Origin of the sequence: Nocardia sp. CA-084685 (genome assembly GCF_050955785.1) — a bacterium.
In the GTDB taxonomy this organism is placed as follows: Bacteria; Actinomycetota; Actinomycetes; order Mycobacteriales; family Mycobacteriaceae; genus Nocardia.
The window spans coordinates 2019279-2035586 of the sequence record NZ_CP192094.1 but is presented as its reverse complement, the minus strand read 5'-3'; the positions used below and the strand labels follow the sequence as shown (position 1 = coordinate 2035586).

The following is a 16308-nucleotide window of genomic DNA, read 5'->3' as shown; positions in this document are numbered from 1 at the left end:
TCGGCGGTTCTTACACCGAACGAAATCTAGACCGGCCGGATCTGGCCGTCACCCCAGACGATCCACTTGGTGGAGGTCAGTTCCGGCAGCGCCATCGGGCCGCGGGCGTGCAACTTCTGGGTGGAGATGCCGATCTCCGCGCCGAAGCCGAACTGCTCACCGTCGGTGAAGGCGGTCGACGCGTTCACCATGACGGCGGCGGCATCGACGCGGTTGGTGAATTCGCGGGCCGCGGCCAGCTCACCGGTGACGATGGCCTCGGTGTGGCCGGTACCCCAGGTGTTGATGTGCTCGACGGCCTCGTCGAGATTCTTGACGATCTTGAGCGCGATATCGAGGGTGAGGTACTCCTCGCCCCAGTCCTGATCGTTGGCGGGCACCAGGCCGGGCAGGTCGCCGTGCACGGTGACACCGTTGCGTTCCAGCGCCTCGATCAGCCGGGGCACCGCGGTGGTGGCGATCGCGTCATCGATGAGCACTGTCTCGGCGGCATTGCACACGCTCGGGCGACGGGTCTTGGCATTGATCAGGATCTGCTCGGCCATCTCGAGATCGGCGGCTTCGTGCACGTAGACGTGGCAGTTGCCGGTGCCGGTCTCGATGGTGGGCACCTGAGCATCGCGGACCACCGCATTGATCAGCCCCGCCCCGCCGCGCGGGATGACCACGTCCACCAAGCCGCGAGCCTGGATCAGATGGGTCACGCTGGAGCGATCGTGGCTGGGCAGCAGCTGCACCGCATCCGCCGGAATGTCCAGTGCGACAAGGGCTTCCCGCAGCACAGTGACGAGTGCGGCATTGGAGTGCGCGGCCGAGGAGGAGCCACGCAGCAGCGCCGCATTGCCGGACTTGAGCGTGAGGCCGAATGCGTCGACGGTGACATTCGGGCGGGCCTCGTACACCATGCCCACCACGCCGAGCGGCACCCGGACCTGACGTATCTCCAGCCCATTCGGCAGCGTCGACCCGCGCACGACCACCCCGACCGGATCGGGCAATCCAGCCACCTGGCGCAGCCCGGACGCGATGCCGTCGATGCGCGCCTTCGTCAGCCGCAGCCGGTCCAGCAGGGACTCCTCGGTCCCCGCCGCCTGCGCGGTCGCGATGTCCTCGGCATTGGCGGCGAGCACGGTATCGGCCGCCGCGAGCAACGCATCGGCGGCCGCATGCAGCGCCTCGTTCTTCTGCGCGGTGGTCAACTGTGCGAGCACCCGCGAAGCCACCCGAGCCTTGCGCGCGGCATCGTGCACCGTCTCGCGGATATCCTGCTCGGTCGTGGTTCCAGCCGTCATGGGTAACAGCCTACTGACCGGTGCGAGAGCGGTTCCAGCCACGGCCCGGCGGCCCCTCCAATGCTTGCCGCATGGCGCTCTTGATCGTGGCACTGGTGGTCGTCGGAGTGGGCGTCGGCCTCGTCCTGCTCATCGTGCAGTCCGGATCTCGCAGACCGAGCCACCCAGCGCAATTGATGACACCGGAGTGGTATCCGGATCCGGCGAATCCCGGCGTTGTGCGCTGGTTCGACGGACAGCACCGGCGAGAGTGCCTACGACCGAACGACAGGACGAGTCCTCTGGACCAATGCGCAGATCGGCATCGACGAATACAGCGGCCGCCAGAGCGCGATAGAAGCGGTAGTGGATAAGACTGTGATCGTCCGATCCCTCGATGGATCACAGCTGTCGGGCCTCGATCTCACCGACGGACACCGAATGTGGCAGCAGCCGACGCCGTTCGCGAACACCTCACGCTATTCACGCTTCGACGGCGTAACCGACGCACGCCACCTCATCCTGACCGACGGCACCACCGTGCACGCGATCGACGCTGGAGACGGTTCGAGCGCTTGGTCGATGCCGTTACCGCCCAGTGGTAGGCCCAACTTTCGCACGGCGGTGAAGGCAATGTGTGGCCGCATGGTCACGGTGACCGCGCAGGAATTCACCGGATACGCTGCGGCATAAGGTCTTCGACATTCATCCGCAGCCTCATCGGTGAATTCAGTTGGCGAGCGCACGGGCAGCATGGTTCCGGTGCGGGCCATCCACATGATCGGTACCGGTCAGTCAGATCGTGCGCCGTTGCTCCCGGGGCCAAGGGATTCAACCCAATATTCGTGCCGTACCGCATCCCACAACCGCGACAGTTCCGGGAACCGCTCGCGGACCTGCACCAGATCCGGCGCGACGACTACGCTCGGTATGGATACCAGCGTTTTCGATTCGGATAGATTGCGCACCAACATCATTCGAATGCCACAACGGTCGATCCGCCAGATCGCCTGCCAGCCGTCCACCTCGGTGCGATGCTCGCTCATCCCGGACCGACTACCCGTGGCCACCGCCATCCGCGCCCGGCAGCGTTAGTTCGGTGAGTTTGTCCAGCACCTCCCGCAGGGTTCGCAACCTCGGCCCACCGCCCACATGCACCTGGCTATCGAGCGGTGGGAACTCGAGCCCACGAGCGGCAGCACGCTCACGCGGCGTCAACGACTGCGGCACAAGGCGACCAGCGTCAACCAGCGTGTAATACGCCGCCGCCTTCCACACACACCGCCCGATCCGACACCCGCGATGCGTGCGCATCTGCTCGTGCGCCAACTCGACATCGGCATACCCGCAAACACTCGGCGGTGCCAGGATCGTGTCCTCCCCCATCACGCCGCTCCCGTCTCAACGGTCGGGTGCGCAACCCTCGCCCATGTGGTTGCGGGACAAACTGTTTCGAGATCGAAGTCCTCACAGACCCGCGCCGGTTGATCATCGACCTGCGCCAGGTCGTAGACCACTATCGCTGCCACACCGAGCCCGGATGCGATGCCGAGGGCGTACCCGATCGGATCGAGGGTGTCCTGCGGCGGCCGTATCGTGTACACGTATTGATAGCCCAGTAGCTGGGCGTGCCGCATTACTGCGCTCGCGTGCCGGGGTGCGGCGAGCCCGGACACGTCACCGCGCACGAATCCGACAGCCTTCGGCGTGTCGAATCGCCTGGTATCCGGTTCTGCCACTTGATTGTTCGTCATCGCTCCGCCCCTTCGGTCGATGGATTACGGTGGGTGGCGGCCGAGCAGTTCTCGTGCCTCATCAGTTCTCATCTCGAACGCCGTCCACAGCACAGCATCAGCAACTGCTCGCGGCCAGCAGAAACGAGAACTCGATTGCGATTGCTCCAAAGCGCCAGAACGAGACTCGGTTCCGCGATGAAAACAGGCTCAGTTTCCGATCCGACATGACTCGATTCCATGAGACCCCCGTGACCAGCATCGAAGAGGATGGCCCATCGTCAACCCTGCCGCGCCGCCAGCTCGGACGATTCCTTCGCGAGCGTCGCGAAGCAACCGGATTCACCATCGCCGAAGCCGCGAAATTGGTCGACCTATCGCGAGCCGTGCTGCAACGCATCGAGACCGGACAGATTCAGAAGGTCCAGAGGCAGGATGTGCAGGCGCTATGCGAGGTGTACGACGTTGGACGCGAAGACACCCGCGCCGCAGTCGATCTCGCGACCCAGGCCCGAGCCAAGAGTTGGTATCACGTATACGGCGGTCTGTTCAGCACCGCCTTCAGCATGTACGTCGGGCTCGAAGCGGCTGCGCGGCGACTGACCACCTACCACGAACAACACGTCCCTGGCCTACTCCAGACGGCCGAGTACGCGCGCGCAATTATCAGCGCGTTCCCCAAATTCACCAGCCCCGAGGACGTCGACCGGCGCGTGGAGCACCGGATGAAGCGCCAAGCTCTCATCAAGCGCAAAACGAACCCGATCCAGTTGGAGGTGATACTGCACGAGTCGGTGCTTCACCGCGTAATCGGCACCCCTGGCATTATGGCCGCACAATTGAAGCATCTCGCCGAGATGTCCAAGCGACCCAACATCACGCTGCGGATACATCCATTCAGTGCAGGATTGACCTGGGGGACGCCCCACAGTTCGTTCATCATCCTGGAGTTCGAGCGCACCACCAAAGGGGAACCAGTCGAGCCTCCAGTGGTGTTCATCGACGGCGGCGCAGCACAGGACGTCTATCTCGAGAAGCCCGCCGACGTACGGTTCTATAGTGAGCTTGCTACGGCCATCCAGGATGCATGTCTGGGTGAGGTGGAAAGCAGAAACCTGTTGCGGCAGGTAGCGAAGGAGCACGAGCGTCGTGAGCGTTGACCTATCCGGGGTGAACTGGTTCAAAAGCAGCTACAGCGAAGGCAGCGCCCAATGCGTCGAGGTGGCCTGGCTCGACGAAGGCCGGGTCGGCGTCCGAGACTCAAAGAATTCGACCGGCCCAGCATTGATCTTCACCCCCGGCGAGTGGGATGCCTTCACCCGGGTAGTGAAGGGACACAGCAGTGGTCAACGTTGATCTATCCGGGGTGAACTGGTTCAAGAGCAGCTACAGCGAGGGCAGCGGGCAATGCGTCGAGGTGGCGTGGCTCGACGGAGGCAGCATCGGCGTGCGAGATTCGAAGGATCAGACCGGCCCCGCATTGATCTTCACGCCCAGCGATTGGGACGCCTTCACCGCAGGCGTCAAAGACGGTGAGTTCACCCGGCCCACCACCTGACGATTATTCTCATCGACCACGAATAACTGCCCCAATCTCACACGTAACGGATTGGGGCCCTTATCGTTTCAGCCCTAGACACGAAGGCTGGTGATTCAATAGGTCCAGTTCTTGCCAGTGGCACGGTATTTCTCGACGGGTATTGGTTCGACTCCTGGGCGCATATGGTCGAGGTAGAGGTGGCCGACTTCGTGGGCGATCCGGCGTGCGACGCCTCGTTCGAATTCGGTTATCCGGGTCATGCCGTCGATGTCGGTGTGCTCGACGGTGATCGATAGTGCACGTGGTACGCGTCCGCGCAGGTCGAAGAAGCGCAGGCCTCCTCCGTACTGTTCGTCTTCGGCTGCACAGGATTCGACGATGCGCGGGTTGAACAGGGTGATGGTGTCTCCGTCGAGGGTGCGCACGATGGCGGCGGCTCGCTGATTGAGCAGACGACGCGTGCCGATGTCGCGGTCCTCGACGCTGGACCGGATGAACACAGCTTGACCATGCGGGGTCCCGATCGCGGAACCGTGTTCAATCGCGCTGGCGCGCGCCCAATGCGGCAACGAAGCACCCTTGCCCACGAGTCGGCGCGCGCAACGCTTCGATCGTCAGGGGCGGGTTCTCCGCTGCGCGTCGACTCGAATTCGGGGAGTCAGGTCGATCAGCGAGGGTTTCGGAATGTGTATGTTCGTATGCGCTCGCAATTTCATTGTGAGGCAGCAATTCCTGGTTCCGTTCGTTCGGTGTGCGGCTGCGGTCGACACTGGGCAGGCACACGTCAGCCCTGTCCGTGTGACGAACGCACCATTGGGAGACAACATGACCGAGCCCGTCGCTCAGCTGCCTACCGCTGGAGAGTTGATTGTCGATACCTTCGACAGGATCGGCCGGCGTGGTCCAATCGTTCCGATCGAACTGCCCGGCAATGTCGTGGCCTGGGTCGCGGTGAGCCACAAAGCGGTGAGCGAAGTCCTCGCCGGTGACGGCACCGTGTTCAGCAAGAATCCGCGCAACTGTCCTGCGCTGCAGGACGGTACGATTCCAGCCGACTGGCCCTTGCGCGCACTCACCGATATCGACCACATGATCAGCAAGGACGGCGACGATCATCGACGGCTGCGGAAAACGATCAGCCAGGCGTTCACCCCCCGCAGAGTCGCCGCGCTCGAGCCCAGAATCCAGCAGATGGCCACCGAGCTCATCGACGATCTTCCCGACCGCAACGCCGAGATCGATATCGTCTCCAATTACACCACCCCCCTGCCGGTTCGGGTGATCGGCGAACTGTTCGGTGTACCGGCATCGGAACAACCACAATTCCGGATCTGGGCGTCCACAGTCATGTCGCATCTGAGCACCGGCGATGAGATTCAGGCCGCAATGGCAGGCATGCTCGGCTACCTCGCCGAACTCCTCGACCGCAAACGGCGCACACCCAGCGACGACCTCACCTCCGCCCTGCTGGAGGCCAATATAGAGAACGGTTTGACCGACGACGAACTGGTCAACATGTTGTGGTTGGTCCTCATGGCCGGACACGAAACCACCGTGCACCTGCTCGGCAACGCGGTCGTCACGCTGTGCACCCATCCCGAGCAACTCGCCAAAGCCCAGGCCGAAGACCGGTGGAAGGAAGTCGTGGAGGAGATGCTGCGCTTCCGCTCTCCGGTGGCCGTTGTTATTCCCACTCGGTATGCGCTGCAAGACGTCACCATCGCCGGCGTAGGAATTCCCGCGGGATCCATGGTGGGGTGGTATGGCGGCGTCGGGCGGGATCCGGAGCACTATCCGGACGCCGGTACCTTCGACATCGACCGCGATCACCGAGACCAGCTGGCGTTCGGTCGAGGACCACATATCTGCCTCGGCGCTCATCTAGCCCGGCTGGAAAGCCACATCGCCTTGTCCACGCTGTTCAACCGATTCCCGCGATTGCGCCTGGCTTGTGACCCCACCCAAATCTACAGTCCGAATTTCATCACCTTCGGGCCCCTCGAACTTCCCGTGCTGCTCGAACCCAGCGCCTAGTGCAGAAAACCGGGCACAGCGGGAGGTCGGCGCTCGTCGGGGCCCGATGCATCCGTTTCCGCCGCAGTCGCCGGGTGACTCCCGCGGCTGCGGCGAACTAATCCAGCGCCAACCACACAGATCGTTCGCGGGTCCCCGCTGGTCCCCTCCAGTGGCGGGAATCTGCCAGACGGGCAACGCGCCACCGAAAAGATGTTGAATAGTAAAGTTCCAAATGACCCATCTGCCAAGGCATCATCATGATGTATTCCGATCTTGTTATGGAAGACGCTGACGAGTGGGAGGCGGTCAGCAACGGCTTTCTACGGTCTACTGCCCGGATTCGTGATCCGCGCAGCTGGTGGGTCCGTGTCACCGTTCAGGACACGGCTGCTCACACCCTCCTGCGCCTCGACCAACGCGGTGAGCGTCTAGCATGGCGGACTCCATCGCACACCCGGCAGGGCGGCAACGACTATTGGTTCGTTCTGCCACAGCGTGGTGTGGGGGGAGTGCATACCTTCGAAACGAATGACACGGTGACACGTGTTATGCCTGGTGGCGCGCTGCTGATAAACCCAGACCAGCCGTTTCGGTACTACATGCCACGCATGGTGGTGAACGCAGTTCGCATGCCACGTATGGATGTCGATAATCGCCTGTCGTCCACCGGACTACCGCGAACGGCGCCCGACATGGAATCCGGCCTGGGCCGCATCATGCAAAGCTTGATCCGAGAGACGCATGCCGAGCAATCCAACCTCACGGACTGGGAATTCAACGCCGTCTGCGATCGGATCATCGAGCTGCTGTGCATGATGTTGCTCGGCGATATGGGCCCGCAACAAAGCCACCTTACCGAAACCGCTGCAGCCGTCCGCCAGTACGTGCGAGAGCACATCGGTGTCGCGGACTTGCATCTGCCTGCGGTGGCATCGGCTCTCGGCTGGTCACCTCGACAGTTGCGGTTCGCCCTCCAGCAGACCGGCACCACCTATCGGCAGGTGCGGCAGGACGAGGCACTGCGCGCCGCGCGTGACCTGCTCTCCCAACCGGGGAAGACCACGACTATCGGCGAGGTGGCGGCACGTTGTGGTTTCACCCAGACCTGGTTCTCCCAGGTATTCAAGGCCCGATACGGCGAAACACCTCGAGACTTCCAGAAACGCCGGTCGAGGGAATTCACCGATCGACTGGCATCAGGCATTGAGGAACCGCATCCAGCCTAACCGGACCTGGATAATCCAAATGGCCAGCGAAACTGAGGCAATTCACCGCCACCACGTCGGCGTCGGGCTCCCACTCGACGTACTCAGCCAACGCCAGCGTCACGACCTGAACACGCTGCTCCGGCTGATCACCTCGTCCGCTCGCTGATTCCTTCGATCTCGTTCAGGATCTGTCGCAGGAAAGGCCGCGGTGGCTGATCGGGTGCCTCCGGGGTGGCGAGGACGGTTTCCACGACGGGTGCGATCGCGGGGGCGCTGTCCACGGCCATTCGGACGAGACCGAGTGCGGCGCACCGAGAAAGCGCCGGAGTCAGGCAGGCAATCGCCTGATCGGTGCGTCCGGCGACGGAAAGGCAACCGCCGTATAGCAACTGAGCCTGCAGCAGCGCGCGGGGCCGACGTTGGGTACGGATTTCGGCGAGCATCTGTTCGGCGGCGGCGACGCAGCGCTCGGCGGCGCCCGGCGACTGTTGGGCGAGCAGAAGACGAATGGCCGACTCGTGGGTGAGTTCGGCGGTGACCGCGAGCGGGTGGTTCGGTTGCCGTTGGTAGGCGGGCAGGTGCTCGAGCCTCTGCCGATCTTCGTCGGTGATCGGAAGACCCAGTCGTACCCGCTCGTTCACAATGCGGGCGGTCAGTCGTGGCAGAGCGATGTGCTCCGCGACCGTTTGCCCCTCGTCCAACCATCGTCGTGCGGCATCGAGGTCACCACGCATTGCCACCAGCCGGGCGCCGGTCCCGTAGGTGGCGATCAGGAATTCCACGGCGCCGGCCGCGACGCCGGAACCGGTTACCAACAGCTCGGCGGCTTCGGCGTATTGCCCTTTCTGGTAGAGCAATTCGCCGAGCAGGCCGCTGGCCATCCGGGTCGCGTAGGATTGACTGCCGGTATTCCGGGCCCGGGTGAGCGCGGAGCGGAAGAGCGCCTCGGCCCCCTCGATGTCGAGTTGTTCGGCGGTGGCTTGGCCGGCGATGCAGGTGCCGTACACTACGCCGGCTGGGCCGTTGACGCGGGTCCGGTAGGGCTCGGCCCATGCGTGCCAGCGGCGTACGTCGGCGAAGTCGAAACGATAGAAAGCGGCCGCTTCCGCCGTGGTGGCCGCGACACTGGCGAGGAACGGTGGCACCGGCTGTTGCAGCCAAGCCTCGGCGGCAGGCGGGAAATCCTTGAACCGATCCGTCACAAGGTATTCCGCGGCTCGCGTCACATCGGCCTGGATGCGCAGGTCCGCGGTCCCTGGATCGTCCGGTGTGGCGGTTGCCAGTGCCGCGTCAACGCGATCCAGCGCGGTGCTGGTGGCGGCGGGGCGCTGGAGCGAGATGTTGGCCCAGGCCACCGACAGTTGCAGCCGGGGATCGGCAACCGTGATCTCGGCGGGTAGTTTCTTCACCAGCCCGAGGAAGGTGGCCATGCGGGAATCTTCGATCAGCGTGTCGGCGTGCTCTTGCACCAACTTTTTCGCCTGCTCGGCGGCGCCGGCCGCGAGCGCGTGATCCACGGCTTCGGTGAGCATTTCGTGCTCGGCGAACCAGTTCGACGCGATCAGATGCAGCTCTTCGAGCAAGCCGGGATGCTGCCGGATCAGTCGGCGGCGCAAGAAGTCCGCGAAGAGCGCATGATAGCGGAACCACCGCAGCTCGTCATCGATGCTGCGCAGGAACAGGTCTCGGCGCCGGACCTCCTCGAGCTGTTGCTGCCCGGACAGCACGCCGGTCAGCGCCTCCGCGAGATCTCCGCAGATGGTGTCGGTGACCGCGGTCCGAATGACGAAATCGAGCATCGCCGGTTCGAGCGCGCCGACAACGTTTTCCATCAAGTATTCGCCGATGGCGTAGTGCTGCCCGGTGATCTGGTCCAGGTAGCCCCCGGGATCCTCCTTGCCGCGCAGCGATAGTGAAGCGAGTTGTAACGCCGCGACCCAGCCCTCCGTCGAATCGCGCAGCCGGTCGACGTCGGCATCGGAAAGGTGCAATTTCTTCGCGCCGACCAGAAAGTCTGTAGTTTCCCCGGAATCGAAACGCAGTGCGCTCTGGTCTATTTCCACCAGCTCGTCCTGAACGCTCATGCGCCCCAACGGAAGACCGGTGCGAGTGCGACTGGTCACGATCAATCGCAGATGGTCGGAGCCGTTGTCGAGCAGGAACTCCATCGCAGCCAGGGTCGCCGGACTGGTCACTTGGTGCCAATCGTCGATCACGACGGCAACGGGCTCCGCGCTGTCGTGGATCTCGTTGATCAGGGCCGCCATCACCTGCTGCGCCGCGCCGGCGGAACCCTCCTCGAGAATCTGGGTCAGTTCGCTGGCCAGCGTGGGACGAACCTGCCGAATCGCCTCCACCAAGTGGCTCAGGAACCACACGACATTGTTGTCGTCCTCCGCGATCACCAACCAGGCCACCCGGACGCCTTCCGCGTCGAGGGCGTGCGCCCACTGTGCGGCCAGGCTGCTCTTGCCGAAACCGGCCGGGCCATGAATGAGGACCAGTCGCCTGGATTGCCCCTCCCGTAAGGTCTCCAGCAACCGCGGTCGGTCGATCAGCCGACGCAGCGTCGTCGGTGGGCGGAACCGGGTCTTCGGGGCCGATTCCAGCGGCAATACGGCGCTCGAGGTGGTCTGCGAGAGCGGCCGAACGCCCGCGACCGATCCCGTTGCGCCGAATCCGTCGTGCGCCGGGGCGGCCATCGTGTCCACCGGCAGCCCGCAGGAGAACTGCGCGGTACGCAACCGCTCACCGAAGTCCCTGGCCGATGCCGGGCGGTCGGCCGGATCGGTGGCCATCGCGGCTTCCAGGGCGGCGCACACCATTGCCGGTACACCGGCGGATCGCAGGTCCGGGACGGGTTCTGAGGTGATGCGCACGAACTGCGCCACCATCGACTCCCCTGCTTGGCGCTCGAACGCGGCGTGGCCGGTGAGACCGGTGAACAGCGTCGCGCCGAGCCCGTAGATATCGGAGAGAACCGTCGGAGGTTCGCCGCGGATCACCTCCGGAGCCGTGTAGGCCGGAGTACCCGCGACCATGCCTGGCGCCGTCTCGAACGCGCCGCCTACCCGCGCAATACCGAAGTCCGCCAACTGCGGTTCACCGTAGTCGCTGATCAGCACGTTGCCGGGATTGACATCGCGATGAATGACGCCGGAGGCGTGAGCGGTCGCCAGTGCGCCCGCCAGCTTCACGCCCACACCCAATACCTCCTGCCACGGCAAGGGCCCGTCCGCGCGAATCCGGGTGGCCAGCGAGCCCCTGGGGTGCAGGGGCATCACGATGAACGGCCGTCCGGTCGCGGTGACATCGGTCGTCAGCACCTGGACGATGTTCGGGTGATTCGAGAACTTCCCCAGCGCACGCTGTTCGCGCAGGAAGCGGGTCCGGTCCTCATCGTCGACCGTGGAGCCGAGAACCTTGACCGCCACCTCCCGCTCGATCGCGGACTCGGTGCACCGGTACACGATGCCGAATGTGCCTCGGCCGATCTCTTGGGCGTCGGCGAACCCGGCCGCAGCCAGTTCCGCTGCGATACCGAAAGTCAGGTCGCGTTGCGTCCCCTCGGCATTGCCCTCGGACACCGACCGCTCACCCGATCACAGGCGCAGACTTCCCGGAAATTCACGCGTTTGCGACGGCCTGCCACTCCGACCGCACCGCGAGCGAGTCATGTACTTACCTCTCGAGGGGAAAACCAGCTGGTCCCGACAGGTCGATCATAAGCCGCGACGACGGCAGCGGTGTGGCGACCAACGAACTGGCCGCGGCGCGACGAGGTAGCCCGACTCCGTCCCGAAGCGGGCGAGGGCGGATTATCTTGGGACTCATGCCCACCATGCCGGATCGGATACCGGCCGAGGGTGCCCATGATGCGTTGATCGGGCACCTCGAGGCCCATATGGTTGCTCTGACCTTTGTCGATAATGCCGGGATAACGAGGGTGAAGACGGTACCGAAGGGACGGTTGGCGCAGGCCGCCAGGTTCGGGATCGGGGTATCGCCCTGTTTCGAGACATTCACCTTCGATGATCTGATGTCTGTCGGGCGGTATCTCGGCGGGCCCGATGGTGATCTGCGGCTGATTCCCGATCTGTCGCGATTGACCGAACTCGCCTGTCAGCCGGGGTGGGCGTGGGCGCCCGCCGATAAGTTCAGCCAGGACGGCACTCGCTTCGTCGGATGTCAGCGCGCGTTCGCGACTCGGCAGGCGCAGGCGGCGGAGAATGCCGGGCTACGGCTTTCGATGGCATTCGAGACGGAGTGGTCGGTCGGGCGCGGAGATATCGAAAACGATTTCGTCCCAGTGATATACGGGCCCGCGTACAGCATGATCCGGTTGAGCCAGGTGGGCGAATACGCAAGCGAGCTCATCGCGGCGTTGGAGCGCCAGGAGGTCGCCGTCGATCAGTTCCATCCCGAATACGGACTGTCGCAGCTGGAATTGTCGGTCGCACCCAATGAACCGGTCGCGGCCGCCGATGACGCGATCCTGGTCCGGCACACCATTCGGCAGGTGAGCGCGCAGTACGGTTGGCGCGCGCTGCTCGCGCCGTGTATCGAGCCGGGTGGTGCGGGTTCCGGTGCGCACCTGCATTTTTCGCTGCACGATGATGAAGGACCGCTGTTGGCCCAGGGCGAGGGCCCCTATGGCATGCGCCGCGCAGGGGAGGCCTTCCTGGCTGGTGTGCTGCGGGAGTTGCCCGCACTGGTCGCGGTCGGCGCGGGCAATCCGGCGAGTTTCCTGCGTCTGCAACCATCGCGATGGGCCGGGGTCTGGCAGTGCTGGGGTCGCGAGACGCGAGAGGCGGCACTGCGCTTCATCACCGGCGTGCGTGGCACCGAGGACTGGGCGGCCAATGCCGAGGTCAAGTGTTTCGACGCGACCGGTAATCCATATCTGATCGTCGGTACGGTCATTGCCGCCGGGCTGGCCGGTATCGCCGATGAACTACGGTTGCCAGCCGAAATCACCGGCGACCCCATGGGATTCGATGCCGAACAACTCATGCTCTCGGGTGTGCGGCGGTTGCCGACCAGTTCGATGGAGGCCGCCGACGCACTGGCGGACTCCAAGGTGCTCAGCGAGGCGCTCGGCGTCGAATTGCACGATGCGCTGCTCACCGTCCGCCGTGCCGAGGCCGAACGCTATCGGGATATCAGCCCGGCCAAGGTGATCGAGATGACCCGATGGCGGTTCTAGCGTGCTCACCGATGGTGTCGCGCTAACCGATCACCATTGTCACGGCGTCGTCGCCGCGGATCTGGACCGACCCGGCTTCGAGCGACTGCTCGGTGAAGGGCAGCACGGTACCTTCGATTCGGCGATCGGTCTTGCGGTAAGGCGTTGGTGCGCACCGGTTCTCGACCTCGAGCCGCATGTCGATCCGGAGCGTTACCTGTCCCGCAGGGCCGAGCTCGGTTGGCGGGCAGCGACCACCCGACTGCTGCGCGCCTCCGGCACCACCCGATGGTTTCTCGATACCGGATTCGGTGGTGGCCGAGCGGAATTCGCCGCCCTCGCCCCTGGTAAGGTGCGCGAGATCATCCGGATCGAACAGATAGCCGAACAGGTGATCACCGAAGTCAGCACCGTGACAATGCCTTTCGAGGATATCGAAACCACATTGCGCAGTCGGGCCCGAAATGCCGTGGGCTTCAAGACAATCGTGGCCTACCGTTATGGACTGAACTTTCCCGTCACCGATACCCTGCCATCGACGGTCATCCACGAACTCCGCCTCACCGATCCGGCGACGCTCGGCTGGCTGGTCGGACTCGGCGCGCGCATCGGCGCGGAGCTCGGCCTCCCGCTGCAGTTCCACACCGGATTCGGCGATACCGATCTGCGTCTCCAGCACGCCGATCCGCTGCTGCTCACCGACTTCCTGCACGCCACCGCGGGCTCCGGACTATCGGTCATGCTGCTGCACTGCTGGCCGTTCCACCGCAACGCCGCCTACCTCGCGCACGCCTTCGACCATGTGCACCTCGACCTCGGCCTGACAATTCCCTACGTGGGACAACGCGGCGCGGCGGTACTCGGCGAAGCGCTCGAACTCGCACCGTTCCGGTCGATGCTCTACTCCTCCGATGGCTACGGACTCCCCGAGTTGCACTACCTGGGAGCATTGCTGTGGCGGCGCGGCCTCGGCCGCCTGCTGGACGAATGGATCGCTGACGACGCCATCACCCTCGCTGATGCCGAAGGGCTGGTCATAGCGATCGCCCACGGCAACGCCGCGCGCACCTACCCCTAGCGCGCGGCGGCGATGGCGGCCTCGAGTCCGTTGGACAGCTGGCTGGAATCGAGCTTCTTATCGTTGACGAAGACGGTCGGGGTGGCATTGACATCGCCGTTGAGAACCCGCTCGGTCTTGTCACGGACATAGCTGTCGTATTTGCGATCGGCAATGCACTGAGCGACCGACGGGTCGGTGTAGCCGGCGTTCTTGGCGATCTCGACGAGTTTGCTGTCGGGCAGGCCACTGCCGCCCTCGGCGGGCTGCTGTTCGAACATCGCGGCGAACCAGCCCTGATACTTCGAACGGTCTTGTCCGGCAACACAAAACGATGCGTTCGCGGCGCGCGAGGAGTACTTGGTGCTCGACGCCCGGTCCAAGAATGCGATGACGTCGTATTCGACGATCGCCGTTCCGTTCTCGGTGGCGTCTTCGAGGGTCTTGGCGTTGCGTTTCTCGAATTGTTTACATGCGGGGCACTGCAGGTCCGCGACCACGCGAACGACGACCTTCGCATTCGAATCGCCGACGCGCACGGTGCCGGCGGCGGTCACGCCCGCCGGGGTACTCCCGGAGGTGGCGGCTGTCGCAACACCGGCAATGACGCCGCTCTTCTGCACCGCAACCACGCCGACCACGCCAACGACGACGAACAGCAATGCGGCGACCACCACCAGAATGACGACAGTGCGGTTGCCGGACCGCGACGCCGGGGGTGGACCCGACCATCCACCCTGAGGGATGCTCACCGTGCTTCACCACGCTTTCACTCGCCGAACTTTCCGCCCCGCACGATAGCGGTTGTGGAGCACGGCGTCCTCGTCCGGTAATGGCCCACCGATAATGAAGTGCGCATGGACCTGCGGGAATCTAGCGTTGATGGGGAAGAGCCCGAAACCAGAAAGACATCCCAGGAGGCTTGAATGTCAAGCAGTAGCCTTCTCGCCCAGGTGAGGCCAGGCGGTGGCCTCGTTGTAGTGGGTGCCGGTTTTGAGGCAGCCGTGCAGGATGCCGACGAGTCGGTTGGCGAGCTGGCGCAGGGCGGGGTTGTGGCCGACGCCGCGGGCTCGCTGCCGGTCGTAGTAGGCGCGGGCACCCGGGGACCACAACAACGCGGAGAATGCCTGTGTTGTGAGGGCGTCGATGAGCCGGTCGTTGTGCACGAACCGGGCCAGAGCGACTTTCTTCTTGCCCGACGCCCGGGTGATCGGGGAGGTGCCCGCGTAGTTCTTGCGGGCCTTGGCGCTGGCGTAGCGGTCGGGGTCATCACCGAACTCTGCGAGCACCCGGGCACCGAGGACCGGCCCCAAACCTGGTTGGGACAAGATGATCTCAGCGGCCGGGTGCTTGGAAAAATGGGCCTCGACCTGCCCTTGCAGAGTCTTGATCTGGGTGTTGAGGACGGTCAGAACCGCCAGCAGCGCCTGCACCGAGGCAGCGTAGGCATCGGTGACGACCTCGGGTTGGCCGAGCTGGTCGGAGCGCAACGCGGTCTGGATCGCGGCGGCTTTGTCCGCGACGTTGCGGCGGCGCGCCCGCTTCAACGCGGTGCTGATCTGGGCGATCGTCAGCCGGGCTGCCTGGGTCGGGGTGGGTGCCTTGGCGAGCAGCTCAAGGGTGTCAGCGGCGTCGAGGTCGTCGAAGGCGGCCAGCGCCGCGGGGAAATAGTCACCCAGCGCGTGCCGCAGCCGCTGGGTGTGGCGAGTGCGTTCCCAGATCATCGTCTTATGGATGCGGGCCACCACCTTCACCGCCTCCGCACGCGCGGAATCCCCAGCGACAGACCGCAGTTCATGCGAGTGGGTGCGGACCATATCCGCCAGCACGTGCGCGTCGCCGGCGTCGCTCTTGGCGCCGGAGACCCCCAATCGGTCACGGAATCGGGCCGCCTGCAACGGATTCACCGCCAGCACCGTGTATCCCGCGGCGACCAGCGCCCCAACCCAGGGACCCCGGTCGGTCTCGATGCCGATCAGCACTTCGGCCTCATCGACGTCGTCGCCGACCAGATCCCCGATGATCGCGTGCAACCTGCCCATCCCGGCCACCCCCGCAGGAAGGCGCGCCTTGGCCAGACGGCGACCGGAGCCATCCATCACCTCCACATCGTGATGATCCTGAGCCCAGTCGTCTCCTACGAACAGTCGCAATGGTCCTCCCATTCTCGATGCCGATCACCGTCGAGCAGCCAGCGAGAGAACCATCAGCGACCTAATCAAGCAGTGCTCACATCACCACGAACGGGCACGACATCCCAGCAGCGATCAACTCTCCCGACCTACCGGCAGGGGCACA

16 protein-coding genes and 1 pseudogene are annotated in these 16308 nt (G+C 64.5%); 9 read left to right on the top strand and 8 right to left on the bottom strand.

Going from position 1 to position 16308, the window contains the following annotated elements:
• Nucleotides 1-26: 26 nt before the first annotated feature.
• Nucleotides 27-1292 (bottom strand): glutamate-5-semialdehyde dehydrogenase, encoded by a 1266-nt coding sequence (locus tag ACQP2U_RS08955; RefSeq protein WP_433714235.1) that lies wholly within the window; start codon nucleotides 1290-1292, stop codon nucleotides 27-29.
• A 71-nt stretch (nucleotides 1293-1363) separates the two neighbouring features.
• On the opposite strand from ACQP2U_RS08955, the pseudogene ACQP2U_RS08950 reads away from it, so the two are divergent.
• Both ACQP2U_RS08950 and ACQP2U_RS08945 read left to right on the top strand, forming a co-directional pair.
• Nucleotides 1364-1510, top strand: a pseudogene (locus ACQP2U_RS08950) (hypothetical protein); the annotation flags it as partial.
• Nucleotides 1509-1964, top strand: coding sequence for a PQQ-binding-like beta-propeller repeat protein (locus ACQP2U_RS08945; protein ID WP_433714234.1), 456 nt, complete (start codon nucleotides 1509-1511; stop codon nucleotides 1962-1964). The pseudogene ACQP2U_RS08950 and the gene ACQP2U_RS08945, both read left to right, overlap by 2 nt.
• A gap of 98 nt (nucleotides 1965-2062) precedes the next feature.
• Here ACQP2U_RS08945 and ACQP2U_RS08940 read toward each other — a convergent pair whose 3' ends face one another.
• The 3 genes from ACQP2U_RS08940 to ACQP2U_RS08930 are packed head-to-tail and all read right to left on the bottom strand — an operon-like array spanning nucleotide 2063 to nucleotide 3025.
• Nucleotides 2063-2317 (bottom strand): hypothetical protein, encoded by a 255-nt coding sequence (locus ACQP2U_RS08940; RefSeq protein WP_433714233.1) that lies wholly within the window; start codon nucleotides 2315-2317, stop codon nucleotides 2063-2065.
• Nucleotides 2318-2327: 10 nt separating this feature from the next.
• The gene (locus tag ACQP2U_RS08935) at nucleotides 2328-2657 is read right to left on the bottom strand and encodes a hypothetical protein (RefSeq protein ID WP_397033382.1); all 330 of its coding nucleotides are present in this window, start codon (nucleotides 2655-2657) and stop codon (nucleotides 2328-2330) included.
• Nucleotides 2657-3025 (bottom strand): hypothetical protein, encoded by a 369-nt coding sequence (locus tag ACQP2U_RS08930; RefSeq protein WP_433714232.1) that lies wholly within the window; start codon nucleotides 3023-3025, stop codon nucleotides 2657-2659. The genes ACQP2U_RS08935 and ACQP2U_RS08930 overlap by 1 nt, the downstream gene beginning before the upstream one ends.
• A gap of 29 nt (nucleotides 3026-3054) precedes the next feature.
• Between ACQP2U_RS08930 and ACQP2U_RS08925 the strand changes: the two genes are divergently transcribed.
• The 3 genes from ACQP2U_RS08925 to ACQP2U_RS08915 are packed head-to-tail and all read left to right on the top strand — an operon-like array spanning nucleotide 3055 to nucleotide 4562.
• A complete protein-coding gene (locus ACQP2U_RS08925; protein ID WP_433714231.1) occupies nucleotides 3055-4164 on the top strand; it encodes a helix-turn-helix domain-containing protein in 1110 nt (369 codons plus the stop codon).
• Entirely contained in the window at nucleotides 4154-4360 is a 207-nt protein-coding gene (locus tag ACQP2U_RS08920; RefSeq protein WP_433714230.1) for a DUF397 domain-containing protein, read from the top strand. Before ACQP2U_RS08925 ends, ACQP2U_RS08920 begins: the two co-directional genes overlap by 11 nt.
• Nucleotides 4347-4562, top strand: coding sequence for a DUF397 domain-containing protein (locus tag ACQP2U_RS08915; RefSeq protein WP_433714229.1), 216 nt, complete (start codon nucleotides 4347-4349; stop codon nucleotides 4560-4562). Before ACQP2U_RS08920 ends, ACQP2U_RS08915 begins: the two co-directional genes overlap by 14 nt.
• Before the next feature lie 95 nt (nucleotides 4563-4657).
• On the opposite strand, the gene ACQP2U_RS08910 is transcribed toward ACQP2U_RS08915, so the two are convergent.
• Complete coding sequence (locus ACQP2U_RS08910) at nucleotides 4658-5044, bottom strand: peptide deformylase (RefSeq protein ID WP_433714228.1); 387 nt, start codon at nucleotides 5042-5044, stop codon at nucleotides 4658-4660.
• Nucleotides 5045-5369: 325 nt separating this feature from the next.
• Here ACQP2U_RS08910 and ACQP2U_RS08905 point away from each other — a divergent pair, with 325 nt between their 5' ends.
• Both ACQP2U_RS08905 and ACQP2U_RS08900 read left to right on the top strand, forming a co-directional pair.
• On the top strand, nucleotides 5370-6578 hold the full coding sequence (locus ACQP2U_RS08905) for a cytochrome P450 family protein (protein ID WP_433714227.1): 1209 nt from the start codon (nucleotides 5370-5372) through the stop codon (nucleotides 6576-6578).
• Between the two features lie 620 nt (nucleotides 6579-7198).
• Nucleotides 7199-7786 carry a helix-turn-helix transcriptional regulator gene (locus tag ACQP2U_RS08900; RefSeq protein ID WP_433714226.1) on the top strand — a complete coding sequence of 196 codons (588 nt, stop codon included), beginning with the start codon at nucleotides 7199-7201 and terminating at the stop codon, nucleotides 7784-7786.
• A 128-nt stretch (nucleotides 7787-7914) separates the two neighbouring features.
• Here the strand turns inward: ACQP2U_RS08900 and ACQP2U_RS08895 are convergent, their stop codons facing one another.
• The gene (locus ACQP2U_RS08895; RefSeq protein WP_433714225.1) at nucleotides 7915-11355 is read right to left on the bottom strand and encodes a protein kinase domain-containing protein; all 3441 of its coding nucleotides are present in this window, start codon (nucleotides 11353-11355) and stop codon (nucleotides 7915-7917) included.
• A 245-nt stretch (nucleotides 11356-11600) separates the two neighbouring features.
• Between ACQP2U_RS08895 and ACQP2U_RS08890 the strand changes: the two genes are divergently transcribed.
• Both ACQP2U_RS08890 and ACQP2U_RS08885 read left to right on the top strand, forming a co-directional pair.
• Nucleotides 11601-12974 carry a glutamine synthetase gene (locus ACQP2U_RS08890; RefSeq protein ID WP_433714224.1) on the top strand — a complete coding sequence of 458 codons (1374 nt, stop codon included), beginning with the start codon at nucleotides 11601-11603 and terminating at the stop codon, nucleotides 12972-12974.
• Nucleotide 12975: 1 nt separating this feature from the next.
• Entirely contained in the window at nucleotides 12976-14031 is a 1056-nt protein-coding gene (locus ACQP2U_RS08885) for an amidohydrolase family protein (protein WP_433714223.1), read from the top strand.
• Here the strand turns inward: ACQP2U_RS08885 and ACQP2U_RS08880 are convergent.
• Together ACQP2U_RS08880 and ACQP2U_RS08875 are read right to left on the bottom strand one after the other, a co-directional pair.
• On the bottom strand, nucleotides 14028-14762 hold the full coding sequence (locus ACQP2U_RS08880; RefSeq protein WP_433714222.1) for a DsbA family protein: 735 nt from the start codon (nucleotides 14760-14762) through the stop codon (nucleotides 14028-14030). The genes ACQP2U_RS08885 and ACQP2U_RS08880 overlap by 4 nt on opposite strands.
• 177 nt (nucleotides 14763-14939) lie before the next feature.
• Nucleotides 14940-16175: an IS110 family transposase gene (locus ACQP2U_RS08875; RefSeq protein WP_433714221.1), complete on the bottom strand. Its 1236-nt coding sequence runs from the start codon at nucleotides 16173-16175 to the stop codon at nucleotides 14940-14942.
• Nucleotides 16176-16308: the final 133 nt, after the last annotated feature.

Excerpts from the sequence above, each read along its gene's own strand:
- ACQP2U_RS08930 (WP_433714232.1), bottom strand. The coding sequence starts at position 3,025 with ATGACGAACAATCAAGTGGCAGAACCGGATACCAGGCGATTCGACACG.
- ACQP2U_RS08935 (WP_397033382.1), bottom strand. The coding sequence starts at position 2,657 with ATGGGGGAGGACACGATCCTGGCACCGCCGAGTGTTTGCGGGTATGCC.
- ACQP2U_RS08940 (WP_433714233.1), bottom strand. The coding sequence starts at position 2,317 with ATGAGCGAGCATCGCACCGAGGTGGACGGCTGGCAGGCGATCTGGCGG.
- ACQP2U_RS08955 (WP_433714235.1), bottom strand. The coding sequence starts at position 1,292 with ATGACGGCTGGAACCACGACCGAGCAGGATATCCGCGAGACGGTGCAC.
- ACQP2U_RS08890 (WP_433714224.1), top strand. The coding sequence starts at position 11,601 with ATGCCCACCATGCCGGATCGGATACCGGCCGAGGGTGCCCATGATGCG.
- ACQP2U_RS08875 (WP_433714221.1), bottom strand. The coding sequence starts at position 16,175 with ATGGGAGGACCATTGCGACTGTTCGTAGGAGACGACTGGGCTCAGGAT.
- ACQP2U_RS08900 (WP_433714226.1), top strand. The coding sequence starts at position 7,199 with ATGGATGTCGATAATCGCCTGTCGTCCACCGGACTACCGCGAACGGCG.
- ACQP2U_RS08905 (WP_433714227.1), top strand. The coding sequence starts at position 5,370 with ATGACCGAGCCCGTCGCTCAGCTGCCTACCGCTGGAGAGTTGATTGTC.